At 32.1% G+C, this 25,742-nt stretch carries 27 protein-coding genes and 1 pseudogene; 25 read left to right on the forward strand and 3 right to left on the reverse strand.

Translation table 11 applies throughout. The annotated features are described in order from the left end of the window. Nucleotides 1–239 precede the first annotated feature (239 nt). Together IGL48_RS03520 and mapP are read left to right on the forward strand one after the other, a co-directional pair. Nucleotides 240–2,408 (forward strand): PTS transporter subunit IIBC, encoded by a 2,169-nt coding sequence (locus tag IGL48_RS03520; protein ID WP_048949353.1) that lies wholly within the window; start codon nt 240–242, stop codon nt 2,406–2,408. Between the two features lie 65 nt (nt 2,409–2,473). After that, a complete protein-coding gene (gene mapP, locus IGL48_RS03525; protein WP_002355847.1) occupies nt 2,474–3,298 on the forward strand; it encodes a maltose 6'-phosphate phosphatase in 825 nt (274 codons plus the stop codon). Between the two features lie 59 nt (nt 3,299–3,357). Here mapP and proC read toward each other — a convergent pair whose 3' ends face one another. Continuing rightward, the gene (gene proC, locus IGL48_RS03530; protein WP_002355848.1) at nt 3,358–4,173 is read right to left on the reverse strand and encodes a pyrroline-5-carboxylate reductase; all 816 of its coding nucleotides are present in this window, start codon (nt 4,171–4,173) and stop codon (nt 3,358–3,360) included. Between the two features lie 126 nt (nt 4,174–4,299). Between proC and IGL48_RS03535 the strand changes: the two genes are divergently transcribed. From IGL48_RS03535 to IGL48_RS03615, 17 genes and pseudogenes are all read left to right on the forward strand, one after another. Further along, a complete protein-coding gene (locus tag IGL48_RS03535; RefSeq protein ID WP_010777464.1) occupies nt 4,300–5,262 on the forward strand; it encodes a helix-turn-helix domain-containing protein in 963 nt (320 codons plus the stop codon). After that, the gene (locus IGL48_RS03540) at nt 5,243–5,542 is read left to right on the forward strand and encodes a hypothetical protein (protein WP_002358867.1); all 300 of its coding nucleotides are present in this window, start codon (nt 5,243–5,245) and stop codon (nt 5,540–5,542) included. Before IGL48_RS03535 ends, IGL48_RS03540 begins: the two co-directional genes overlap by 20 nt. Further along, nucleotides 5,535–5,852: a nucleotide pyrophosphohydrolase gene (locus tag IGL48_RS03545; RefSeq protein ID WP_002361393.1), complete on the forward strand. Its 318-nt coding sequence runs from the start codon at nt 5,535–5,537 to the stop codon at nt 5,850–5,852. Before IGL48_RS03540 ends, IGL48_RS03545 begins: the two co-directional genes overlap by 8 nt. A gap of 144 nt (nt 5,853–5,996) precedes the next feature. Next, on the forward strand, nt 5,997–6,428 hold the full coding sequence (locus tag IGL48_RS03550) for a VOC family protein (RefSeq protein WP_002355856.1): 432 nt from the start codon (nt 5,997–5,999) through the stop codon (nt 6,426–6,428). 452 nt (nt 6,429–6,880) lie between these two features. Next, complete coding sequence (locus tag IGL48_RS03555; RefSeq protein WP_010824475.1) at nt 6,881–7,282, forward strand: hypothetical protein; 402 nt, start codon at nt 6,881–6,883, stop codon at nt 7,280–7,282. A gap of 343 nt (nt 7,283–7,625) precedes the next feature. Next, a complete protein-coding gene (locus tag IGL48_RS03560) occupies nt 7,626–8,027 on the forward strand; it encodes a hypothetical protein (RefSeq protein ID WP_025190690.1) in 402 nt (133 codons plus the stop codon). A 270-nt stretch (nt 8,028–8,297) separates the two neighbouring features. After that, complete coding sequence (locus IGL48_RS03565; RefSeq protein WP_025190692.1) at nt 8,298–8,711, forward strand: hypothetical protein; 414 nt, start codon at nt 8,298–8,300, stop codon at nt 8,709–8,711. Beyond that, a pseudogene (locus IGL48_RS03570) lies at nt 8,704–8,979 on the forward strand (hypothetical protein); the annotation flags it as partial. The gene IGL48_RS03565 and the pseudogene IGL48_RS03570, both read left to right, overlap by 8 nt. 81 nt (nt 8,980–9,060) lie before the next feature. Beyond that, nucleotides 9,061–9,426, forward strand: a complete 366-nt coding sequence (locus IGL48_RS03575) for a hypothetical protein (RefSeq protein WP_025190693.1) — start codon at nt 9,061–9,063, stop codon at nt 9,424–9,426. A gap of 12 nt (nt 9,427–9,438) precedes the next feature. Further along, nucleotides 9,439–10,995, forward strand: coding sequence for a cutinase family protein (locus IGL48_RS03580; protein WP_010824480.1), 1,557 nt, complete (start codon nt 9,439–9,441; stop codon nt 10,993–10,995). A 19-nt stretch (nt 10,996–11,014) separates the two neighbouring features. After that, nucleotides 11,015–11,299: a hypothetical protein gene (locus IGL48_RS03585; protein ID WP_010824481.1), complete on the forward strand. Its 285-nt coding sequence runs from the start codon at nt 11,015–11,017 to the stop codon at nt 11,297–11,299. Between the two features lie 7 nt (nt 11,300–11,306). Then, nucleotides 11,307–11,612 carry a hypothetical protein gene (locus tag IGL48_RS03590; RefSeq protein ID WP_002373607.1) on the forward strand — a complete coding sequence of 102 codons (306 nt, stop codon included), beginning with the start codon at nt 11,307–11,309 and terminating at the stop codon, nt 11,610–11,612. Nucleotides 11,613–11,789: 177 nt separating this feature from the next. Continuing rightward, the gene (locus IGL48_RS03595) at nt 11,790–12,845 is read left to right on the forward strand and encodes a lipoprotein (RefSeq protein WP_010824482.1); all 1,056 of its coding nucleotides are present in this window, start codon (nt 11,790–11,792) and stop codon (nt 12,843–12,845) included. A gap of 687 nt (nt 12,846–13,532) precedes the next feature. Beyond that, nucleotides 13,533–14,528 carry a tyrosine-type recombinase/integrase gene (locus IGL48_RS03600; RefSeq protein ID WP_048949476.1) on the forward strand — a complete coding sequence of 332 codons (996 nt, stop codon included), beginning with the start codon at nt 13,533–13,535 and terminating at the stop codon, nt 14,526–14,528. Between the two features lie 180 nt (nt 14,529–14,708). After that, nucleotides 14,709–15,995, forward strand: a complete 1,287-nt coding sequence (locus tag IGL48_RS03605; RefSeq protein ID WP_231420049.1) for a hypothetical protein — start codon at nt 14,709–14,711, stop codon at nt 15,993–15,995. Between the two features lie 264 nt (nt 15,996–16,259). Next, the gene (locus IGL48_RS03610; RefSeq protein ID WP_010776240.1) at nt 16,260–16,832 is read left to right on the forward strand and encodes a tyrosine-type recombinase/integrase; all 573 of its coding nucleotides are present in this window, start codon (nt 16,260–16,262) and stop codon (nt 16,830–16,832) included. Between the two features lie 48 nt (nt 16,833–16,880). Next, nucleotides 16,881–17,528: an EcsC family protein gene (locus IGL48_RS03615; protein ID WP_048949478.1), complete on the forward strand. Its 648-nt coding sequence runs from the start codon at nt 16,881–16,883 to the stop codon at nt 17,526–17,528. 19 nt (nt 17,529–17,547) lie between these two features. On the opposite strand, the gene IGL48_RS03620 is transcribed toward IGL48_RS03615, so the two are convergent. Further along, nucleotides 17,548–18,474 (reverse strand): hypothetical protein, encoded by a 927-nt coding sequence (locus tag IGL48_RS03620; RefSeq protein WP_311921538.1) that lies wholly within the window; start codon nt 18,472–18,474, stop codon nt 17,548–17,550. Nucleotides 18,475–19,015: 541 nt separating this feature from the next. Then, nucleotides 19,016–19,876: a leucine-rich repeat domain-containing protein gene (locus IGL48_RS03625; RefSeq protein ID WP_282853322.1), complete on the reverse strand. Its 861-nt coding sequence runs from the start codon at nt 19,874–19,876 to the stop codon at nt 19,016–19,018. Nucleotides 19,877–20,223: 347 nt separating this feature from the next. On the opposite strand from IGL48_RS03625, the gene IGL48_RS03630 reads away from it, so the two are divergent. The 6 genes from IGL48_RS03630 to IGL48_RS03655 all read left to right on the forward strand — a co-directional run bounded on the left by IGL48_RS03630 (nt 20,224) and on the right by IGL48_RS03655 (nt 25,059). Then, nucleotides 20,224–20,796: a recombinase family protein gene (locus IGL48_RS03630; RefSeq protein WP_002364685.1), complete on the forward strand. Its 573-nt coding sequence runs from the start codon at nt 20,224–20,226 to the stop codon at nt 20,794–20,796. 199 nt (nt 20,797–20,995) lie between these two features. Then, nucleotides 20,996–21,220 carry a hypothetical protein gene (locus tag IGL48_RS03635; protein WP_016615348.1) on the forward strand — a complete coding sequence of 75 codons (225 nt, stop codon included), beginning with the start codon at nt 20,996–20,998 and terminating at the stop codon, nt 21,218–21,220. A gap of 17 nt (nt 21,221–21,237) precedes the next feature. Beyond that, nucleotides 21,238–22,158: a hypothetical protein gene (locus IGL48_RS03640; protein ID WP_048949481.1), complete on the forward strand. Its 921-nt coding sequence runs from the start codon at nt 21,238–21,240 to the stop codon at nt 22,156–22,158. 9 nt (nt 22,159–22,167) lie between these two features. Next, entirely contained in the window at nt 22,168–22,404 is a 237-nt protein-coding gene (locus IGL48_RS03645; protein ID WP_002364680.1) for a hypothetical protein, read from the forward strand. A gap of 475 nt (nt 22,405–22,879) precedes the next feature. Further along, entirely contained in the window at nt 22,880–23,122 is a 243-nt protein-coding gene (locus IGL48_RS03650) for a hypothetical protein (protein WP_010776247.1), read from the forward strand. A gap of 2 nt (nt 23,123–23,124) precedes the next feature. Then, nucleotides 23,125–25,059, forward strand: a complete 1,935-nt coding sequence (locus tag IGL48_RS03655) for a hypothetical protein (RefSeq protein ID WP_002364678.1) — start codon at nt 23,125–23,127, stop codon at nt 25,057–25,059. The last annotated feature ends 683 nt before the right edge of the window (nt 25,060–25,742 follow it).

Genomic DNA, 25,742 nt, shown 5'->3' on the forward strand with positions numbered 1-25,742 from the left:
ACGCAACCGATTGCATTAGTCAATAGTCAATGCTTAAAAAGTGTAATCTTATGAATAAAAGCTGAAACAAAGGTAGGATAGAAGGAGCTTTATTTGCTTTATCAAAAGACAAAATAAAAAGGGATTAAGTAGTAGGGAGTTGTTTTCCACAATATTTTTGAAATTAAAGCATTTACAAAAAGGAAACAGGAGTATATAATGGCAACATAACGAAACCGATTGCGTAAGGAGTGGCAGGAATGAAAAAAATGTTTAGTTTTGAGTTTTGGCAAAAATTCGGGAAAGCTTTAATGGTCGTTGTGGCAGTAATGCCCGCAGCGGGTTTAATGATTAGTATTGGGAAATCGCTTCCTTTAATCGATCCTAATTTAGGCTTGTTAGTAACAACAGGCGGAGTTCTAGAAAGTATCGGTTGGGCAATTATTGGCAACTTACATTTACTATTTGCGTTAGCAATAGGTGGCAGTTGGGCCAAAGATCGTGCAGGTGGCGCATTTGCAGCGGGGATTTCTTTTGTTTTAATCAACCGTATTACTGGAGCCATTTTTGGTGTAACAAATGAAATGTTGGCAGATGAACAAGCTTTCACGCATACCTTATTTGGCACCAAGATTATGGTGAAGGGATTCTTTACAAGTGTCTTAGAAGCTCCGGCATTAAATATGGGTGTTTTTGTAGGGATTATTGCTGGTTTTGTCGGTGCGATGGCTTACAACAAGTATTACAATTATCGGAAATTACCAGATGCGCTATCATTTTTTAATGGTAAACGGTTTGTCCCATTTGTCGTTATTTTATGGTCAACAATTGTCTCAATTGCATTAGCACTTATTTGGCCAAATATTCAAGCGGGAATTAATAATTTTGGGTTATGGATTGCGCAATCTCAAGATAGTGCACCTATTTTAGCGCCATTCTTATATGGAACGTTGGAACGTTTATTATTACCTTTTGGGTTACATCATATGTTGACGATTCCAATCAACTATACACAATTAGGTGGAACGTATGAAATTTTATCTGGCGCACAAGCTGGAACCCAAGTCTTTGGTCAAGACCCTTTATGGTTGGCTTGGGCAACAGACTTAGTGAATCTTAAAGGTGCTGGTGATATGAGCAAGTATCAGTTTGTCTTAGAAAATTGGACACCAGCTCGATTCAAAGTAGGCCAAATGATTGGTTCTTCAGGGATTTTAATGGGGATGGCTTTGGCGATGTATCGTAATGTCGATGCAGATAAAAAAGCTAAATATAAATCAATGTATTTTTCTGCTGCTTTAGCTGTTTTCTTAACTGGTGTGACAGAGCCGTTAGAATTCATGTTTATGTTTGCTGCAGTGCCGCTTTATGTGATTTATGCCGTAATCCAAGGTGCTGCTTTTGCAATGGCTGATATTTTACCATTGCGTGTGCATTCGTTTGGAAATATTGAATTGTTAACAAGATCACCGCTAGCAATAAAAGCTGGTTTAGGTGGCGATTTAATCAATTTTGTTTTAATGGTTATCATTTTTGGTGTTGTCACTTATTTCTTAGCGAATTTCTTAATTAAAAAATTTAATTACGCAACACCTGGAAGAAATGGAAACTACGACAATGATAACGGCGAAGAAATCGCATCTGGCGCGGCTGGTTCAGGCGTCGTCGATCAGCAAATCGCGCAAATTGTCTACTTACTTGGTGGTAAACAAAATATCAAAGAAGTTGATGCGTGTATGACACGCTTACGTGTCAGTGTAAAGGATCGAGAAAAAGTCGGTTCGGAAGAGGCGTGGAAACGGGCAGGCGCAATGGGCTTGATTGTGAAAGATAATGGCGTTCAAGCCGTTTATGGACCAAAAGCCGATGTTTTAAAATCCGATATTGAAGATTTACTAGCTTCCGGCGTTGACATTCCAGAACCAGTTATAGCAGAAAGTACAACAGGAGTGCCAACAACGAATTTCTTAGGCAAGAAAAAAGATTTCGTGGCTGTGGCGACAGGGGAAGTTATTCCAATGGCGCAAGTCAATGATCCTGTCTTTTCACAAAAAATGATGGGGGATGGATTTGCAGTTAAGCCTCTAGAAGGAGAGGTGGTGGCACCAATTTCGGGGAAAGTCCTAAGTGTTTTCCCAAGCAAACATGCGATTGGGCTACAAACAGAAGAAGGTATCGAAGTACTTGTCCATATGGGGATTGATACAGTCGAAATGGCAACACCTGCTTTTGAATCTTTTGTTAAAGAAGGACAATCATTGAAAGCTGGGACGAAACTAGCTAAAATGAACTTGGATGTGATTGAACAAGCTGGCAAAGAAACAACGATTATTGTCGCCTTTACAAACAGCGACAAAGTGGAACAAGTAGTTATTAACCAACTAGGAACCACCACTGCGGGAACTGTGATCGGACAGATTGAAATTTAAATGATTAGGTCGGGCACAATCAATAATTGTGCCCGACCTAATAACATGTAAGAGAAGGGGAAAAGATGAATCTTTTAACAATCAATACTCATAGCTGGTTAGAAGAAGAACCATTAAAAAAATTAGAGGAGATTGCCAAGGTGATTTTATCTTCTGAAAGTGAAATAATTGCTTTACAAGAAGTGAATCAGAAAGTCGCTTCCAAGAAAGTGCCGTTAGAACAGTTAACTACTTTTTGTCCCGTGGCGACCCAAACACCGGTCCATGAAGATAATTTTGCATATCTAATCGTTCAATATCTAGCTGAAAAAGGCCAACACTATTATTGGAGTTGGGAAATGAGCCACATTGGTTACGCTATTTATGAAGAAGGGAACGCACTACTTTCGAAATGTCCGTTGACTAGTGAAGCTCTCCTTATTTCAGAAAGCCAAGAACCAACGAATTATCGAACAAGAAAAATCTTAGTGGCGGAGACAGAGAGTTCAAAAGGTACGCTTACTGTTGTCTCTGGTCACTTTTCTTGGTGGGAAACACCCTGTACAGGTTTTGCCTATGAATGGCTACAATTAGAGAAATACTTAGCGATGGGGCAACAACCGTTAGTCATTTTAGGCGATTTAAACAACCCAGCTGGTACAACTGGCTATCAATTAGTGGAAAATAGTTACTTGCCGATTCAAGATGCATTTGTTGTAGCGGAAGAGACAAGCGGTGAAGCGACAGTAGAGAAAAAAATAGATGGCTGGGAAGAAAATGAAGCAGCCTTGCGGATTGACTACGCATTTGTTCCAAAACAGTGGCACGTACGAAAATATGAAGTAATTTTTGATGGAAGGAAAACACCGATAGTCAGTGATCATTTTGGCTTACTCATTCAACTAAAATAAGAAAAAGCGCTGAATTTTCAGCGCTTTTTCTTATTTATTCGCTCATGTAATTATTCTTATCAGTCTTGTTTGGCTAATTCTTGATCCCGAAGGATGGTGGCCTCAATCCCTTTGATGACTGTTGAAATAAACGCATTGTTTTCTAATTCGACAATCCCAGCAACCGTGGTTCCACCAGGAGAACTGACTTGGTCGATTAAAGTCCAAGGATTCTCTGTGCTATTTGCCAAAGTTTGAGCGCTGCCTAGTACAGCTTGTGTGGCAATTTCTAAGGCTAACTCTTTGTTCATACCATTTTTAACGGCTGCTCGGGCAATCGAATCAATAAATAAGAAAGCATACGCAGGAGTGCTACCTGCAATAGCAGTAAAAATCGAAAAATACTGTTCCTCTAATTCCCAGGCTTGGCCAACTGCTCGAAACAACGATAAAACAGTCTGGATGTCTTCAGGGGATGCAAAAGCGTTACCACAGACAGCTGCTGCACCCGCGCCAATCAATGCATTCATATTGGGCATCACACGAACGAGACGAAGCGGTTGGGTAGTCTCAAACAGTTGATACAATTCTGCAATAGTCGTACCTGCTGCAATGGAAACAATTAACGGTTGCTTGTCTAAAATTGCTTCTTTTGCTTCAAGTAAAGCTGCTTGAACGAATTGCGGTTTCACCGCTAAAATAACTAAATCAGCTACTGCAATAGCTTCTTGTGGTGAAGCAACCGCATGTGCACCAATTTCTTGTGCAAAAGCGGCGGTTTTTTCGACTTGAATATCATAAAAATAAAGGTTTTCTGCGGCAATAAATTGCTTTTTTAGCGCACCTTTGGCAATAGCGGATGCCATATTTCCAGCACCGATAAAACTAATTTTCATAAAAAATTCCTCCTAAAAACTGTTGAATCTCTTTTTTCGTGTTACCATGTATCTAGTATAGAAGGAAACGCCAAAGAAAAAAATAGAGGGAGTAAAGTAAAAAGTGTTGGATTATGAGGTGATTAATTGGCAAGCAAAGAAGAGCAATATGCAGCATTTTATCAGTTTTTAGAGACCTTAGATTGTTATTTAACCACTACCAATGCTCTTGAGAATGAAGTAGCGCAATTTAAGGAAAATCCACATCGAGAAATTGCGGGCTTTATGCTGGCATCTTCGGAAACCATTGACGTTCCGAAAGGATTTATTCGGATGCTCTATTGTTTAGAGCAAGACGGCTATGCTTATTTGGATCAACAAAGGTGTTCGTTTTCGGCTGGCCAAGTCATGATTGTCAATGAGGCCACCTCGGTTAGCTATCAGGGGCAAGGAATGTCTATGATTATATTTTATTTTAAAAAGCACTATTTTCTTGATACGCTCTTAAATCAGCTGGCGGAAGAACCAGTCATGTATCGTTTTTTTACAGAAATTGCTAGCAGTGAATTTGAAAACATTCCTCGATATTTCGTTTTTGCCAGCCAGCCAAATTCGGATGTTCACGTCTATTCGCTATTATTACTGAAACAAATTGTGAAAATGGCCTATTTTAATAATAAAGTGACCAAAGCGGCCTTTGTTTTGCTAGTGGTGGAACTAGGTCAACTGCCTAGAGAAGCTTTAAAGATGCAAGATAATTATTTGTCGAATCATCAACGTGTTGAGGTGATTTTAGCGTATATTGAGCAACAGATTGCACATGTCACTTTAGCAGAAGTCGCCGCTAAATTTCATTTTCATCCGAATTACTTATCGAATTTTTTAAAAGACAAAACAAACAAAACGTTTACGGAAATTGTCTTAGCCTACCGAATCCAATTGGCGAAAAACTACTTGAAGCAAACAGATTTATCGATTCAAACGATTGTTGAACGAATCGGCTATCAAGACAAAGCCTTTTTTTATAAACGTTTTAAAGAAGAAATGGGCATGACCCCAAAACAATATCGACAGAAAGAAGGAATGGCAGATGTACGAAGAAGTCTTTGAAGAATTTCAGTTAACTGTAGTAGAATTACCAATCGAATTTGTTGATGATTTGCCTGTCTATCGCGGACACTTAAAAGAATTAACGTTTCTTTCAGCGGAAGCCTCTTCACGAAAAAAACTTTACCAACAGCTTTTACAGGCTTATTTGTTGTATAGAGAAGAGAATCAAGCAGTTGTTGAAGAGGAAGAAATAACCTCCTCATTATTGTCTACAGAACAGTTATTAAAATACTATGATGGTGAAACGTTCGATGGGTTTCAGTTGCCATCAAATGAATAAGAAAGCAGGGGAACAGATGGATACAATGGCAAAAATTAATCAATTTCGTGATGAAAGAAATTGGCGCCCCCACCATAATGAAAAAGATTTGGCGCTCTCAATTTGTTTAGAAGCAGCAGAATTGTTAGAACTTTTTCAATGGAAAACAGCAGAAGAAGGCATCAAACAAGAAGAACGAATCAAAGAAGAATTGGCTGATGTTCTCATTTACTCCTACATGATGGCTGATAATTTAGGGTTTGATTTGGACGAAATTATCGAAGAAAAGTTGAAGAAAAATGCGTTGAAATATCCAGTGCCAGAAAAATAAGTGTTGAAACAAATGAATCGAAGAACTTCTAAAAAAGAATAACGAAGTGGAAAATAGCCAGTATTAAGAAATTCTGAAGGGTTTGCGGAAAACAGAAATAAAAAGTAGCTTTCTGCTGCAAAAAATTTTAAGGAGGAACAATCAATGATTACAGGCACAGAAATTGATTTTATTGTTAGTGATAGTTTAAAGGCATTAGCTTTATATAAAGAAATCTTTGAGGTCCATGTAGTTGAAGCGACAAAGTATCCTGTTGGAAGGAATGAAGTAGTGTTTAACTTATATGATACTCGGTTCCATATGTTAGATGCTAATGAAGAATTTGGTTTAAAAGCACCAGATTCAGAACATCCCAATACAATTTGGTTCAATATCACGGTAGCAGATATTGTGCAAACTCATAAAAAAGCCTTAGCAAATAAGTGCATTGAGATGCAACCAGTTACAGAAATGATGGAAGGAGCTATTCAAAATTCGTTATTTGTTGATCCATTTGGTTACATGTGGATGGTACATCAAATTAACCAGGAACTAAATTTTGAAGAGCGAACAGAAATTTTAGAAAAAGAAATGTAGTAAGGAGAGGTCGGGACAGAAGTGTTTAACTCCGAGAAATAAGAAGGAATTTCCGAAAATTGTTCTTTAATTTTTGGAGAATTTCGGCTTATTTCCGAAGGAGTTGCTTCTGTTCCCGCCGTTTATTAGTTTTTGAGCGTGGAGCAAAAATCCAAAGTGATTTTTGTCCCACGCTCTTTTTTTATTTTACAATAGAAGTAAAATACGAATGATCCTGTGGTGATCAACAAGACAGTAAAAAATTGGAGATAGAAAGTTAGTGTGTCATAGAAATACAGCAATATTCTCTAATAATTACTCTAACGTTAAAAAAATTGAGAAAATGCCAGATTGATTTTTGATAAACTGTAAACAAAGAAAAACTGGCTGTAAAAATCTTGATAAATCAATGGAATAAAAGGAGAAAGCGAAAGATTAATTCTTGTATGTAGATACAAAGGGAGACTAAATGAATGAAAAATAAAAAGCGAATAAAATTTGGTATATTAATCGCAACAATAATAGCAATAGCCATAATCGGCACGATTGGAGTGAAGAAGATGAATGAACCAACAGAAAAAGAAAGACAAATTGCTTTTTTGAAGGAGCATGAAGAAGAAATGACAAAGTATGTAAAATCGAAGTCATCAAATATTAAGAATATAAATTATCTTTGGGATACTACAGAAAAGTCATCTAGTAGCGTATTTACAAAAGAAAATCTATCATTACGTGTTGAAATAAAAAGTAAAGATGATTTAGAAACAGATACCTATTCTCTAGTGATTGACGTAGATGTAAAAAAACTGGATGAAATAAAAGGACTATTTTTAGTAAATTGGAAACAAGGAGAAGCTATCCATGAAAAATCTTGATAATTAGTATAACTTGTATGTGAGTTTATCAGAAGCTTCATATATTAAGAGACCTATAAATTTTAGCAATGATTTTCTTACAAAGAAACAGAGAATAAGGCTTGAGGAAGGAAGATCTGTCAAATTCCATTTTTCCAACGCCAAAGACGCCCATGGAAATGACGCCAGTACTGTCTATCTCCAACCTGACAACACTGTAAAAACAATCAAAGAAAAAAACTGGGTACGTAGGGAAACGGTTTATAAAAAAGGGTTATTAACATAGGAAAAGTCAATCAAAAATAATCAAAATCGAAAAAATCACATAGTAACTCTTCCCCATACATATTAAGGAGGTGAACAGGTGAAAAATAAAAAGCGAATAAAATTTGGTATATTAATCGCAACAATAATAGCAATAGCCATAATCGGCACGATTGGAGTGAAAAAAATGAACGAACCAACAGAAAAAGAAAGACAAATTGCTTTTTTGAAAGAGCATGAAGAAGAAATGACGGAGTATGTAAAATCTCAAAATTCAAAGATTTACAGTGTTCAATATGATTGGGAAAGTGTAGAGGTTGGAACTATTGGTAACGGGACACCTATAGGAGCTGGGAATTTACTGACTATTAAAGGAGGATTTAATAATATAAAAGAATCTAATTTTATAGTAAGCTTTGCTCTTGATACTAAAAAAATACCTAAGCTAGATACGGTAGGCTTGCTAAGTTCTTTGTATATTGGGGGTGAGATTTTTGAGTAATTTAGAGAATTTCAATAATATCTATGCTAACTTGGCAGAAAGTTCTTATAATAACCGACCTAATCCGTTCCCAAATTATCAAAAGATGAAAACAGAAAGGGAATTTGACTTTTCAAAAGATAAGAAGATTAGTCGGAAATTAACTAAAGGAAGTCAAAATCTCCCCAATAATGGAATTGTCTACCTCTGCCCCAACAACTAGGAAAAGTCAATCAAAATAGAAAAAACCACATAGCAACTCTTCCACATACATAATAAGGAGGTGAAAAATTGAAAAATAAAAAGCGGATAAAATTTGGTATATTAATCGCAACAATAATAGCAATAGCTATAATCGGCACGATTGGAGTGAAGAAGATGAACGAACCAACAGAAAAAGAAAGACAAATTGCTTTTTTGAAGGAGCATGAAGAAGAAATGACGGAGTATATTAAGGAATACAGTGTTCAAGATGAACAAATAGTATTTGATTGGGATACAGTGACAGTAGATACTAGTAGTGCCTTTTCTAAACCAGTCTTGACTATTAAATTTGATATTAGTGATAGTTCTGAGTCAGTTTATAACAATCAAGGATATGTTTTAAGAATTAAAACTGATGTGAAAAAACTAGAAAAAATAGACGGGTTAACAGTTTTAAATGACCCAATCTATTCTTCGATTCAGGAGGATATAAATGATTGATTTAAAAAATACTTTTAATATATATGCAAATTTATCTCAAAGTACTTATACAGGTCGACCGAGACCACTTCCTTACAAATCACTTTTGCAAAAAGAGCGTAAAAAATTAGATAAAAATCAATCGGTTCTATTCACCTTCCCAAACGCCAAAGACGCCCACGGAAATGACGTCAGTATTGTCTATCTCCAACCCGACAACACTGTAAAAACAATCAAAGAAAAAAACTGGGTAGGTAGGGAAACGGTTTATAAAAAAGGGTTATTAACATAGGAAAAGTCAATCAAAAACAATCAAAATAGAAAAAATCACATAGCAACTATTCCCCATACATAATAAGGAGGTGAAAAAGTGAAAAATAAAAAGCGAATAAAATTTAGTATATTAATCGCAACAATAATAGCAATAGCCATAATCGGCACGATTGGAGTGAAAAAAATGAACGAACCAATAGAAAAAGAAAGACAAATTGCTTTTTTGAAAAAGCATGAAGAGGAAATGACGGATTATATTAAACAATCAGAGTTAGATAAAGTGTCCAGTGTTGAGTACCTTTGGAATACGGTTAAATCAGATAAAGGCATGGCATTTACAAAAGAATTTTTAACAATTAAAACCAATATTTATGACGGAAGAAATATAAAAATAAATGGTTTTTGGATTAATATTTTTGTAGACAATGTGAGAGATCCTAAGAAAATTAGTAACATAAATTAAAGGAGAATATATATGAGTGATTTAGCAAATTATTATAATGTTTATGCCAATTTATCCCAAGCTTCGTATAAAGGGCGACCTCAGTCTAAATCGTTAGCTAAACTTGACGATAATCAATTGAAAGAAATGGAAATAAAAAAATATGCTACATTCCATTTTCCCAACGCCAAAGACGCCCATGGAAATGACGCCAGTACTGTCTATCTCCAACCCGACAACACTGTAAAAACAATCAAAGAAAAAAACTGGGTAGGTAGGGAAAAGGTTTATAAAAAAGGGTTATTAACAGATGAGAAAGCTGGCTATAATTCTTATTATGTAACAGATACGCCGACCTTGAGTCCAAAAACGCAGCATACATATTTTGCCACTCGCGGTAGTGACGGCGTTTCAATGGACGTGAAAAAAGGTTGGGCAGGGAATAATTTGAATGACTGGGTCAATAATAATGGATCCTTTACGTTATTTAATGCCTATTTGCCTCAAGCAAAATTAGCCAATGAAGCCATGCATCAAAAGATAATGGAGATGAGTGCTAAAGCCCCTAATGCGACTATGTCGATTACAGGTCATTCTTTAGGAACCATGATTTCTATTCAAGCGGTGGCCAATCTCCCCCAAGCAGATCTCGCTAAAATTGATAAAGTAGTATTGTTTCAAGGGCCTGATGCGCGAGAAAGCATTAATAAAATGTCTCAACAAGCTCAGGAAAATATTCAACAATTAGAAGAACAAGGGAAAATCGATTATTATGTGAATGCGTTTGATATTGTCTCCATGTTGAATCGAAATAAAAAAGGGGTAGATGAAATTGGTCGGGTGCATTATCTATTACCGAAAACGTTCACCACTACTTTTGATCTGACGGACAAATACGGTTCTAGTCATGATTTTGGTCAGTATCAATTAAATCCTGATGGTACGCCCAAAGAAGCCAATCTAAAGGAACATGGCTATATTTTTGCGGCAGGAGTAAAAGTTTCCAAACTTATTGATAAATATTTAGGGAAAATCGTGGATGCTTCAGGTGAATCCTTAGCTAAAAACAGTCTCCAATTTTTGTTAAGTCTGCTATCTGAAGAAAATCGCCAGAAAATCATCAAAGAATATGAAAAAATCATTCACGAAGCAAAAATTGCCAGCCAATGGCAAGGGAAAGTGAGTCGTATTCAGAAAAGTTTAGCCAGTGCTTCAGGTAGTCAAAAGATTGAATTACGTAGTGAATTAGCAGAACTAATTGCAAAACAAGCTCAGCAAGCTGGAAAAGAATACGAACTACTTGTGAAAAATATCCTCCAAGAAGCAGAAGATGAAGTCCAGACAGTTTCAAAGGAAATTCGTGAAAGTGCAATGAGTATCCGACAGTATCTATCCTATGCAGAAGTTCAAGCAATGATTGCTCCTTACGAAAAAAGTCGTCTTTGGGATAGCGCTGAAGCAACAAATACTAGCAACCAAGCCAAGCAATACAAGCAAAAATTAACTGATTTTAGCGGAAAATTAACAACTGTTGCTAAAAATATTCAAGCATACGATCAACAAGCAAGAAGTAGTTTATTTCAAAAATAATAAATGAAAGGGTTTTCCTATGGATGAAAGAGAATTTCAAGAAAAATTAGAAGTAGAACAAAAAGCTCGTGAACGAGTAGCAATCCAGACAGTAATTACTGCTAAAAAAACACGAATTGCTACAACCAAACAAAACACAACCGCAAGTTTGAAAGAACTTTCAGAAGCCATGTTTCAGCAAACAAATAGTGCCCTACCTAATGCCTTGAACGGAGCTTTACAGGGGAAAAGTGCAGAATCAGCAGAAAAATTTTTAAAAGGAAGCCAGAGACCAAATTTAAAAACACCTGTCAAGGGAGAGTGACCGACAAATGGATGAACAGCGAAGAAAACGGCAATATTTAGAAGAACAATATTATGAAGAAAAAAATAAAATTCACCGCCAACAAGAAGTGCTGAGTAATCAATTAGTAAACTTTAGAAGAGAAACTGGACAATTGGTAGATAAAGTCAATTATTTAACGAAAAATGATCAATGGCACAAACAGCAATTTTACCATGCAATGGAACAAAGTGATCATCTGATACGTCAAGAAGGAAATCGTTATAGACAACAATTAGAGGAAAAAGAACGTGAATGGACGAGAACATATCAAAAAGAATTGGATAAACTCTAAAAAGAATAATGACAGAATTGCCTTTAAAGGTGATTCTGTCTTTGTTTATATCTTTGGATAAATAACAAACAGACATAATCATTTATCTGTCTGATTTTTTGAATAATCAGTTGCTTTTACAATTTAATATTTATATATTTGATAGGGTATAATTATTTTTAGATTGGGGAATAAATAATGAAAAAGTTAATTTTATTTTTAGGGAGTCTTTTTTTATTAAGTGGATGTGGTTCCGCTAAAGATTTAACAGAGTATGTGGATGTAGAATTTATGGGGATGGATACTCAAGGAACAGCTACTTATACTATTGATACAGAAAAATTAAATAAGGATGTTTTCAAGTATGATTCAGAGTCCGATTTTTTAGATGAAAAAGAACAGGAAGAAATGTCTGATTTTTATAATTCTTTTAAAATTAAGCTTGATAAAACAGATAAGCTATCTAATGGCGATAAAGTGAAAGTCATAGCTAAAGTTAATGAAAAGAAAACGAAAAAAATAAAATCTGGTGAAAAAGAAGTTGTAGTCGAGGGACTTGAAGAGCCACAAAAATTAACATCAGAGGATGTAGAAAAACACTTAGTAATTAATTTTAATGGTGTAAGCGGACGAGGTGTGGCACAAATTGATAACACATTTGATTCGCCACTAAATACTATAACATTTACGATTGAAAATGATGGTAAACTGAAAAATGGTGACAAAGCTAAAATTGAGAAAACAAAGGAATTAGAAGAAGCGCTGAGTAGTGAAGGATATGTACTTGATAAGAAGTTTGCCCCTGAATTTGAAGTTAAAGGATTAGCAAAGGTTGCTGAAGAAGCAACAGACATTGCCAACTTAGAAGACATTAAACGGATGATTGATGAAGAAGTCAAAAGACAATACAAAGACTCTGAATATTTTTCTAAATATGAAATAACATTAAACAAATTAATGTATCGTCAATTTGCTAAAGAAAATTCAGATGAGGATAACGGTTGGTACTCTAGTTCTAATACAGATGGTAATCTAATTGGCATCTATACTATAAAAGAGTATTCTACAGGAACGGATAGCAAGTTAAGAGATACCTTCACAGCAATTATTGGATATTCTGATATTGTTTTAAATGATAAAAATGAAGTGAATGTAGCAGAAATGGAAAAAATTTCTACGACAAAAGATGATACGTATTCATTAGAATCAGTTATTAAACTTTATGAAGGATATGGTTATACGGAAGTCAAATAGTCGAAGTCGTTAACTTAGTAGTGAATCGTGATAGAAGAACCTGATTTCAGGTTCTTCTATTTTCATGTTTCTTCTTATCCACTAAATACCAAACGATATGATTAAAAAAATTAATGAATTAGAAAAGCTGCGTATAGAGGAAGAGTTTGTGAAAGCAAAATTAAAAATAATCTTAGTATGTTTCATGTGAATAGTTTGAAGGATTGACTCGTTGAGCTAAAAAAAGAGAGGAACAATTAGGAGAGAGTATCCGCCTTCGTTAGGAATGACCAATTGAGCTAAACAACCATTACTAAAGACAAAATTGCTCAACGTCAAGCTACTAAAGGAAAAAAAATTCCTATTTACTATACAGAAAAATTAAATAATATTACTATGATCCAAAACGTGAGAGATACTCGTTCTCAGTTCGTCTTTACAATAACAAAAAAACCTACCAAAATAGCTGAAAAAAGCTTTTTTGGTAGGTTTCAATACTAAACCCTTTACGTCACAGGAGGGATTCGAACCCCCGACGTCACGCAATAAACGTTGATATTACAACGTTTTAGCTGGTGGTTAGGAATACTTTGGGTTCGCTATTTTCCCTTGTTTTTCCCGCCTATTTTTGTAAGTTGTGTAGTCGAACTTGACTCGAACTAGCACGTTTTTTCAATAAAATAACATTTTTTGGAAGGATTGAGTTAGATGAGTAAAAAAAAGAAAAGCTTATTTAAAATTGACCACATTGCACAACAAAAATTAGATTTATCAGAATTTGAAAAATTTAAAGAAACTTCTTCAAAGAAAAAGACACAAATAGAAATTAGAATGGCTCTAAAGAGGATTTTTAGACAGATGGAATTGAATGGAAATAGAGCTAGGACTATTAATGATTATCAAAAATACATGAACAATTTTATTGAAGTATGTAATATTGTTTATATATCAGATATTACTATAGATTCAATTTATGAATGGCTAGAAACAATGGGAAGTGTTCAAAATAGCACAAAAAGAATACGATACAAAGCTTTATCAGCAGTTTTGAATCGCTTTTTTGAAAATGGTTGGATAGAAACTAAGTTTTGGAGAGTTATAAAAATTAAAGTGGATGAAAAAGTAAAAGAGGCAGCTACTCAAGAAGATATAGATAGATTATTCAGAATACTTGATTTATCCAATTATTATGAATTCAGAGATGCATGTGCTGTGTTATTGATGTTTCAAACAGGAATTAGGATTAATACATTAAGCCAGTTAGAAAATAAACATATTAATTTTGAACGAAAGTGCTTAATTTTAGATGGTAGTATTATGAAAAACCATAAATTATCTATACTACCTATTTCTGATGAAGTATTACAAATGATAGTAACGCTTATAAAGCAAAATAACTTAATTAGAGAAAGTAAGAATGTTGAAAATAGTTTGATATTTATAACTTATGAAGGAACTAGTATACAAAAATCAGATAAATCTAATGCGATTCGTAGAAGGATAGGGCAGTATTCTAAAGATTTTGCCATTCCTAATATTAATCCTCATGGGCTAAGAAGAGGATTTGCTACTAATTTGTTAAAAAAAGGTGCTTCAGTTCCCTTGATTTCAAAAGCCTTAGGGCATGCAGATTTAGAAACAACATCAAGATATTTATATTTAGACAGTACAGAAGCTGCTAATGAATTGAGAGAGTATATATAAAATTCTGCATTTGTTAGAAAATGGATAATATGTTACTGACTAGGAGAGACAAAAATACTATAATAAAATTAAGATAGTTTTTTGTGTATTAAACATTGAATGTTTATAATAATCAATGTATTTTTCTGAAGGGATTTTTGAAAATATTTTACTAAATTTTAAATGAAAAGAGGAATTAAATTGGAAAAAAATTTTGACTACGACCTGATAAATAATCAAATTCACAATCTAATGGATGAACTTCTTGTAATGAAAAGTATTAAAATGATTGGTAAATTTCAAAAAAAACTTATGAACAAGGCTTTTAGAGTTGGTGAACAGGAAAGTAATTATATGGTTAAACTTAATAATGAAGAAGTAGAAATTCTTATTAAAAATAAAATAGCCAAAAGAAATGATAGGGTTTTTAAAAAGTCAAATATAAAAGATGGTGTTCGTTATTATGTCAATTTTATTAGTAGTAGTGGAGCGTTACTTGAAAGTAAACAATTCGGAGTGGTAGTAATCGATATTATTAAAGAAACTGATAATTTAACTAACTTAAATGTAACAGTTTTTTCAAGAAGTTCTATTGGTATGCATGAATTACCATTAGAAGTAGTTGAAGAAGAGTATGTATTATCCATAAAAAATAAATTGAAAAAAGAGGAACAGAAAACATCATCAAAGGAAAATTTTGAATATTCCCCAGAGTTATCCGCAGATGAAGATGTAGAGAGTATGTATCATCGAGATTATATAAGTTCACAAATTCTTTACAATAAAGAATATTTATCTCCATATGCTGAACAAACATTTAGACATGAAATGGATGGTGACAATAAGCTAAAACGCAAGTTAAAGAATACTTTTGTTATGATGAACAACAGAAATATTTTTTCCTCTACCTTAGGGCAGCCAACTAATGCTTATCAAGAAAAATTATTTCCTCCGATAGACAAAAAAGTAGATTTTCAAGAGTTTACTGCTGATTATGCGTGGGATGATGAAATTTGTTATTTTTATTCTATGTCAAAGTATTTGGATTATGAAATTGATGGTGGGGATAGAATCTATATGTCAACAAGCTTTAATCTAGGATACTCAAATATAGGAACATATTCTGAGATTGATACAGGAGCAGATGATATGATTTGGCGTGAGAAAGCATGTGGTGAGTTATTTATTACAGAAAATGGTATTACAATTTTTGATAAGGGGTATCAAACAAAATTAGAAAAACTAACTGGTCTTACAGGATATATGCGTAGAGTAATCCAAATTTCATTTTCAGACATTGATGTAGTTCAAGGAGTGATTCAGGATAATATAATAAAAATTATATTGAAAGATGGAAGGATTATAGGTTTACAAAAAGCAAATTCTAGAAGACAGGGAATAGGGTTTACTGAAGATGAAAATATATATATTGTGAATCTAATTGCATCAATAATACTAAATGAAAATAGCTATGATTCAAACCAATAAAGTTTGTGTTTGAATTTTATACAAAAATTGTAAATTGTTCGTAATGTAGTTTTGTATATAAAATAATTGTTTTTACGTTCTACAAATTTGCAACCTCCTAACAACGATGCTATAACGGTCCTTGTAAGAGGGATACTTTTGTAATTAGTATCCCTTGAAGATGTTGATTTATCAACATCGAAACAGACCACAAAGATGAAAAGGATACTTTAACTATTATTCAATGTAAAAGTATCCCTTTAAAACAGCATAGGAGGAGGTAAAATGACACGAAATATTATTAATGTAAAACCTATAAAAGATAAACAAGTGATGTTAGATTTTTTAACGGAATTGAAAAAAGGAAAACATGGAAAAAGAGACCATCTGATTTTTGTCATTGGTATTTATACAGGTTTACGAATTTCTGATATTTTGAATTTAAAAGTGTCTGATGTTCAAAATAAGACTACTACAGTCATTGTCGAGAAAAAGACAAATAAACAAAGAGAATTAAATCTATCCAATTTGACTAGTTTAATAATTGATTATTTAAATTCTTATCATGATGGACAATCTAATTGGTTATTTTATAGACCTTCTGACCATTCTAAACCGTTAGGAACCCATCAATACTATAAAGTCTTGCAAAGAGTCGCAGACACCCTTGAATTAGATTATATTGGCACGCACACGATGCGGAAAACATTCGGATATAAATACTACCGACAGTTCAGGGATATTCCTACGCTGATGAAAATACTAAATCATAGTAGTCAAGCAATCACGATTCGGTATATTGGATTAGAAGAGGAAGAAATTCGAGCAAGTTTAGACAAGTTTAATCCGTTAAATTAAAAACATGATATAATTAAGTAAAATTTGTAATTAATTAGGAGTGTTTTTGTGGAAAATCTTGTTGAAGATAATAAAGGACTTCAGTTGTTAGATACTTTATATGAAAAATGTTTGAATGGTATCCCTAGAGTATCTAAACCAGTCTCGGAATTAGCAGATGAGTATATAAAAAAATATGGTCGGACAGATAAAGCTATTGATAAATTAGTGAGAAACCAATTAAGTAAAAATAGCTTGAATGGCTTTGTGACAAGCTTCGGTGGGTTCATAACGATGCCAGTAACTCTCCCAGCTAATATCACTTCTGTTATTTATGTTCAAATGAGGATGATTGCTGCTATTGCATTAATCAGAGGATACGATTTAAGAGATGATGAAGTTCAAACTTTTGTTTATAGCTGTTTAGTAGGGCATGCTGTGGCAGATACGTTTAAAAGTGCAGGTGTACAAGTAAGTAATAAGGTTGCTTTAAATGCAGTGAATAAAATTCCAGGTAAGGTTTTAACTAAAATAAATCAAAAAATCGGCTTTAGATTTATAACTAGAGCAGGAACAAAGGGAACAGTTAATTTGACAAGAGCGGTTCCAGTTGTAGGAGCTGGAGTTGGAGCAACTATTGATTTTTCGACAACATGGGTAATTGCTAAAAGAGCAAAAAAAGTTTTTGAAGGTAATGATATAATTAATTTAGGGTAAATAAAAAAAGCACAGTCAATTAAGATTGTGCTTTTCGTTTCTCTTTTTTTAGCTGAACTGTATTAAACTTTTCTTTATTTTGTTGACTTCTAGTATAGAGCCTATGTGCATAATTGAATTCTTGTTTATTTGAAGTAAAGTATAGTGAAGTCTTTGACTTAGAAAATTTAGCGAGATAATAATAGAAATCCATCAAAGAATGAATCACATGAACATCATATTGTCTGTTTTGCTTCATTTCATAGAAAATAAGTTTATCTAGGTTTTCAACGTAAACTAGTATATCGTCACGTATGTACTGACTATTCTTTTCCAAATTTCTATATGAAAAACTATCTAATTTTTGTTCAATTAATGGTAAATATTCAAGGGTAGGAACAACTGAAATATCAATCATATCTAATGATTGTGTGTGATAGTTTATGTCTAATTTGTTACTAAGACATGAAACTCGAATAGGAAATTTAGTTAATACATTTTTGATACATTCGACAAAAAAATTATATTCTTCAGATTGTGGTGGTAATTGATTCACTAATTTATTCGCTTGTAGTTTTAGATGTTCATTAGTTTGAAAAGTATCTCTACCTGAAGAATAACAAGATAAATACAATTCTTTTTGATGGTCACAATTCGTTACAATATGAATATTTTCTGTAAAAATACCATAAGTTACAAGTTTTTGAACAACATTAGTTTGTCTATCTAAAGGTTTCATATTTTTAAAATCAAAAGTATTTGTATAGAAAAAATGTTTTTTTATTTTTTGCTTAGAAATCATTTTATTTTTTTCTAAAGTCTTTAAACGTGCTTCCAAGCTGATTCTGTTACATTGTAGTAATTTAATTAAAGTAGATTCATATATACCTTCTGAGTTATTTATTATCTGAAATAATTCCTCTGTGTCAATTGCTCGTTTGTTTACAAATTGAGTTGTCAAGTTCACTCCCTCCATATATTTTTTTGTTTTATTTTAATTGATTTAGTATTCTAAAAACTATCCCTTAGTGTATCTTATTCTCGTAAGTATCCATTCAACCCATATACTTATTAAGTAGTGTTGTCAAAGTGACGTATTTAAAAAAATTTTCATAGAGCTGCTGTTTAAAAAAATTCACGGAGGTTTCCATTGCATTTTTCAAAAATTCTTTCAAAAATGACCTAGTTTTAAAAAAGTTCTCGCAAAAGTTCTCAAAAAGTTCTTATCTAGGAATTCAAAAAATACCTCCATGTAGGGTTGATGTAGGGTTTGTGAAGGGTAGAAATATTGAAGATGTAGGGTTAACGTAGGGGTTCATTTTTAAATAAAAAAATATTAATTCTTATAAGTATCCATCTCGTAACTATCCTTTTTTACGCTCCCTATAATTCTATTATAGCATCGTTATTTTGGTGATGGAAATTTGAACGTTATGTATAAAATTTGTTGACAAAAAATGTAATTAATAACAAAACTCCTTTGATAATTTGTCAAAGGAGTTTTGAAATTAACGTGAAAACCAAGTACCATCCTGCATTTTAATACTATTGTTAGCTATTTTTGTGTTATGATTTTTTATAGTTACTTTACTAAATTTAGTAATTGGAAAAGCTAAGCTCTCTATACTTTCTACATTTTTAGGGATAATTAATTCCCCTGAATAATTTGAATTTGCAAATGCCCCTCTACCAATTGTTTTTAGATTTTCAGGAAGTTTTAATTCTCCACGAAGCATCATAACAGTACTAAACGCATTATTACCAATATGTTCTACAGAATCAGGTAAATTTATTTCAAAAGAGGAGTATGCTTTACTAAAAATACTATCGCCAATAACCTTTAAACCATCATTGAAAACAACTGAGGTTGGTGCAGATTTTTCAAATGAAGAACTCCCTATTTCCGTCAAGAATTTTGGAAATTGTATCTTACCATTTAAATTGGTTGATTGAAAAGCATTATTTTTAATTTTTGTAACTGGGATATCATGAATCTTATCTGGAAATACTAATGTTCCAGTCATTTTAGAATTTCCGTATAGATAATCTCCATTATAATTAGAACTCTTATCTATAGATAGCGTTCCATCTTCTAGTTGAGAAATTTCAACCCAGATTTCTGTTTCACCTGCTCTATTATTTTCACTTCTAATTTTAACGTACTTTTGTTCTTCTGTAATTTTTGGATATTGAGGGGAAGGAGTCTTTCTTGTTAAGTTACCTTCTGCTTGCTCTAAACTGTCAGTAAATATTGTCGATAAACTAGGTTTTAAAGTATCTCTAAATAGTAAATAGCTAATAGCTATAAAAATTCCAAATATAATTATTGCAACAACTATAAATAGTCCTTGACTTGTTCCATTTGTCATAAAAAATGACCTCCTTTTTGTTATTTTATTGTAGTATAAATTATAGCAAGTACTTATCAGAAATCAATTTTATAGAGTGTTTTTAATTTTGCTTATTCCTTTATTATAAGAGTTTTTGTGGTGTTTTCTGAATAATAATAGAAAAGTAAAGGCACAAATGATTTACTCGACAACTTCTTATCAGGATGTAATAATATAAGTATCTTGACGATAACCATTTTAAATAACCTCTATATTTAAATGCGTTTCAAATACCGTAGCATTGAAAGAATGTTACGGTATTTTTTATAGGTAAAATAGGTATTTTAAAATAAACTAAAATTTATAAAAGAAGGGAGGAAACTATTATGACAAAAATAATTGGATACATTCGGACTAGTAAGAATAATCAAAACTTAGGAGTAGAGGTTCAAAAAGAAGCTCTTAATCGTTATGCAATTGATTCTTTTTTCGTTGAACAAGTGAGTGGTCGGAAAGAAAATAGAAAAGAGCTAAATAAAGTTCTGAAAGTGTTAGAACAAGGAGATACATTAGTGATTTATAAAATCGACCGTTTGGGACGTTCTACTAAACAGCTGGTCAACATTATGAGTGAATTACAAGAAAGAGGAATTAATTTAATCAGTATTAAAGAAAATATTGATACGTCAACAAGTATGGGAAAGGTTATTTTTACAATACTTTCAGCGATTGCTGAACTTGAAGCAGACTATATATCTGAACGAACCAAAGAAGCATTAGCTGTCCTTAAAGACAACGGTGTTCAATTAGGGAACAAAGGATTAGACCAAAGAACGATTCATAAAATTAAAAAGTTATATGTAGAAACAGATTTAACGCAAAAAGAAATTGCAGAAAAATGTGACGTTTGTGTTAAAACAGTATATAATATAAAAAAACGGTATCAGTTAACCAGATGATGGTTTCATCATTATATAGAATCTGATATAATGATTGCCGGTAATGAACGTTCGTTTGTTACCTATGAAGCACAAAAAAATATAAATACATAGAATGGTTGATAAATCTGAATTTTTGTATTCGGAAATATCAGCTTTTTTTGTTTGTTTTTAACGAACGTTTGATTCACGCAGCAAAAGAAGAGAAAGGATTGAAAAAATGGCATTAAAAGATGGGGTAAAAATAATTATTCAAGATGCAGTAGAAGTTCCCGATAAAGATGAAAGTGGTTGTCTGGTTGGGTGTATTAGCTGGTTAATTGGGTTTGCAATTATTATAGGTATCTTAATTTTAGGATTTAAATTTTTGATGAATCATCCGATTTTCTTGTTTTGTTTTATCGCAGTAGCGTTGTTCATTGGTGTGAAAGTAAATAAAAAATAACAGGAGAGGTGAATAAAATGAAAAATTGGATACAGAAGGGCGTAGCTTTAGTGGGGATAGTTATAATAAGTGGCGGAGCAGGAGCTTATTTATATTCACAAGTAAAAGAACCAGTAAAAGCAAAAGCAGTTAGTAGTAGTTCTTCGACAATTACAGAAGAATCTATTGAAGATGAAAGTAGTTCAATTAATAGTATCTCTGAAGAACCAAATGAAAAAGTTGAAGAATTAAGTATAGTAGATAAATTTAAACAATTGAAAAACAATGAAAGTAAGTTTCAAGTGTTATTAGAAGGTAAGATAAAAACTGAGGATGACAGGTTTAATACCGATATTGTTGTGAAACAAAAAGATATTTACGAAGCATTTGAGATGGACGGTTTAAGTGTAGGTACTTTATTTTATAATGGTAAACCTAGTGCTTCAAATCCATTCTTTTATATAAGTAACTCTAAAGCCGAAGTAGTAGAGCCAACCGAAATTGGTTCAAATTTACAAATAGACAGTAGTAAATATGATAAATTTGTGACTCTGCTTTTAAATCAAGGTTCTGGTGAAACAAACTATTATTTGGTGACTAAAAAATCTGATGAAATAATGATAAGCTTGCACACTGTGAAAGACTTGGTAACAGAAGAAAATCGTGTAGAAAAAGCTTTACTGGCAGTAAAACCAATACACGCGAAACAGGCGACAGATACAAGAGATATAAGTAAAATGTTAAGTAGTTTAGAAAATGAAGAAGCTCCATCGCTTGCGGTTTTGAACAATCAAGTGAGTATTAATGGAAAAAATACTTCTCATTTAGATAACGTATATGTCTCATTAACAGATAATAACGAAACGATTTATTTGTATAGACAGATATTTGATGGAGCTTTAGATAAATTTGAACAATATTTCTTTACTATTGCGATATTTGACCACTTTTTTATGTAGGAAGACGTAATGGATAGTTTGACAGAGAAAAAATATGTACTAAATAAAGTAAAAAGAACGTTTATCAAAGCGAATGTGTCTATACCTAAACAAGTGATAAATAGTATAGCTAATCAATTGTATAATGAGTTTACCCAATGTTCAGAAAAAGAACAGGAATACTTATTGGATTCTGGTGAAATGGTAAAATTGCTTTGGAATAAACATGTGATAACAAAAGAAAAAGAATTATTAAAAGAGATATGATTTTATTCATGTCTCTTTTTTTATAAAAAAGTATCTTAAAAATTTTGTAAAAAGTCACTTAAAAAATGACCCTCGAAAAAGTCAACAAAATCAAGGGTTTTCTCTTTGTTGACAAAATTAACAGATTGTTGTTATATCAACGTTTTAAAGAACTATTTTTGAAAAAACCCCTCTCAAACGCAACGAAAAAATTTTTATGGGGAATTATCCACTTATTTTTGTCTGAGAGGTGTTTTTTAGTATGTAGATAGATTTAAAATTTGAAAAAATACCGATATATCAGCTTTTTTTAAAGATTTTACTGTTTCTAAGAAAGTGCTAGGAAAATAGGAGATAGCAAAATGAAATTTCTGATAAAAATAGACTACTTATTTTTTAGTGTCCAATTATGGTAGATTTACTTTACTTCAGTGTTGGATGATGGTAAGGTCCTATCGTGATTAGAAAATTAATAACTATGAAGGAGAAACTTACAATGAGAAATAAAAAATTTACAGAAGAAACTATTCAAAGACAAGAAAAAGTAAAAGAATGGTTAGATACTTTAGAAGGATATTATGGAGTGAAGATGACTAGTGTAGCTAACGCTGTCGGGATTCATTATCAAAATTTACATAACTTCAGAAAAGGACAACGAACGATAAGTGAAGAAAAATTAAGTGGATTAGAAGAATTGTTGCAAGTTAAGTATGGAAAATTATTTGAGGAGGAGTTATAAGTATGAAAATTGAGCTTTGTATAGAAGATATTCAAAGAAAGAGTAAACCTAATTCTGATGAAGTCAGGATGATTCAAAATGTGTTATATAAAAAAATAAAGAAAAAAGAAATTGATGGTATTGCTGAAAGTATTGCTGTTAATGGAAAAACAAGTATGTTGGCAACCTATTTTGAAACAGATGAATACACCGAACGTATTCACTCGATTAATTTTAAACAACAACAACTGATTATGCTCGATTTTGATAACTCTAAAGTAGATGTAGAAAAATATGGAATGACCACTTATGACTATATAAGGAATCATGATTTTATTAAACAAAATGCTTGTTTTATATATCGAACCTTTTCTGATAAAGAATCATCCGTCGATAAATTTAGAGTAGTTTTTTTACTGAATAATCCTGTGATAGATTATTTGGAAATTAGTAATATTTATACCAAATTATTTCGTTTATTTCCATCGGCGGATAGAAAATGTTCCAATCCTAACCGGTTATTTTTTGGAAGTAATCGAGGATATGAAGAAATTCATTTTTCCAATCTTTTAAATGTAAAGGAATTTACAAGTGATATTGTTCCAATTAAAAAAACAGTAAACAAAATAGTAAAAAAAGAGATTTCTAATGAACAATATGAAATTCAAGATAGAAAGCCAGTATGGCAATTGATTAAAGAAAATACGAAAGAATCAATCGATGAAGCAAGAGCTATTATTTTAAATAAATTTGATTTAGAAGTTTCTAAAGTGTATCCCTCCTATACGAATGCAAGGGTTATTTTGAGACAAACAATTGGCATGAGAGAATTTTTAGAATTACCTACGACAGAGCCATTTCACGATATTTTAGAAAAAGATGAAAAGCCAAGTGCGAGTGTGATAGAGTGGGAAGATGGTACTCAAATTTATCATAGATTTAATAAGGATTCTTTTGCAAATTTAGATATTTTGCGAGTAATTTCTAAACTGCTAAATTTAACAGGATATGAAGCACATCATAAGTCACTAGATTTATTGTTATATTTGACTGGTAGTGAATTAGACAGAAATTCTGAAACAGCAGAAAAAATTGATAAAATTCAATTTTTTAGAAAAATATTGAAAAATGAAAAATTAGCTGTTGAGTACCCTAAATTTACAAAGTTTTTAGGGAGTGACTTGCGTATTTCTATTGCATTACTAGATACTTTGTCCGAGTATATGTATGAGGATTTTAAGACAGGTGAAGTTCGTCACTTACTTTGTCTAACAAGTGAGAATATTGCTAAAGAAATAAATCATATTCTGGGAACAAAATATGACAGTAAAAGAATACAGCGAGTGATTAATAAATTGGCAATCACAGAAAATATTGAAAAACTAGAAGAATCTCAAATACCTGCTGAATTGTTTGCGAAGTATACGGAAAATTCGTATGAGAAAATAGTAAACAATAAATACCATCATACGAATTTTATCGAATTCAAAGATACAGATATGGAAAAATCAGAGAATATATCTAAAGAATTGTATGCTAATAATTATACATTGAATGCTTTGAATTTTGAAGGAATTGCTAGGATTCTGGGAAAAGATATTGCGAGTAATGTTTTTAAACAAAGAGAAACAACCGTATCATCTAAAAAAATTAAGGTAGATAAAAATTTATTGTCAGAGTCAAAGAAAGAGAATGAAATGAAGATAGCGAAGTATATATTGAAAACAATTGAAAAACAAAATTATGTATCTGAAAAAGACGTAATTTTTTATGTTTATAAATATATGTTGAAGAAAAAAACAAAGAAAGATGCTGAATATTTGGTAAAGCAATGCCGTGCGAATATCTGTAAAGACTATGATTTAGAACTTATCAGAATAACAAATAGTATTAGAGATAATTATAATATACCTAAAGAAATAACGAGTAGAAGTATCATGTACGTAAGGAATTACTAGTATTATTGAGGGAAGTGTATGAGTTATACACTACCGATATTGAACTGTAACTTTCATTCAATTTCCTTAATAAAACTAGGGGTAAATAACCTCTTTTATAATCATACCTCAAAGAACTTATTATTTATATATTCTTCTTTGAGGTATGATTATAAAACCTATAAAAAACACCCATAAAAAGGGAGTTTTCTTAATGAAAGTTTCAATTCAATATTAATGGTACATAACATGTAGGTTTATAATCATAGATACTGATTTAGTATTAGCAAAGCTATGCTTTGCTAACTTAATAGAGATTCTAGGTTTAGTAAAATAGCTAAAATTTGCTTTCTATAATTTTATATATAATAAATAACTATAATTTTCTCTCGTATTTATTGATAAAAAAGTATTTGCTATCCTCTACCCCATAGGTATATATAGTTAATCATTTCGAATTTCATATTTTGAATCATTAAAATAACTTATATACAATTCTGAAACTCTTATCCCCTTATTTAAGAGTCGTTAGAATAGTATTTGATAAATTATTAATGGAAAATCAAAACGGCTTAGAATACATTTTAGGCAGCGTGAAATTGATTTTTTAAAATATGTATAAGTGAAAACATTTTTATCTGATTTAAAAAGAATTGAGAAATGGTATATATATTAAACATTTGTTTTGCTTGTTTAATATATAT

This window comes from Enterococcus sp. DIV1090, from assembly GCF_050537975.1.
GTDB classification, from domain to species: Bacteria; Bacillota; Bacilli; order Lactobacillales; family Enterococcaceae; genus Enterococcus; species Enterococcus faecalis.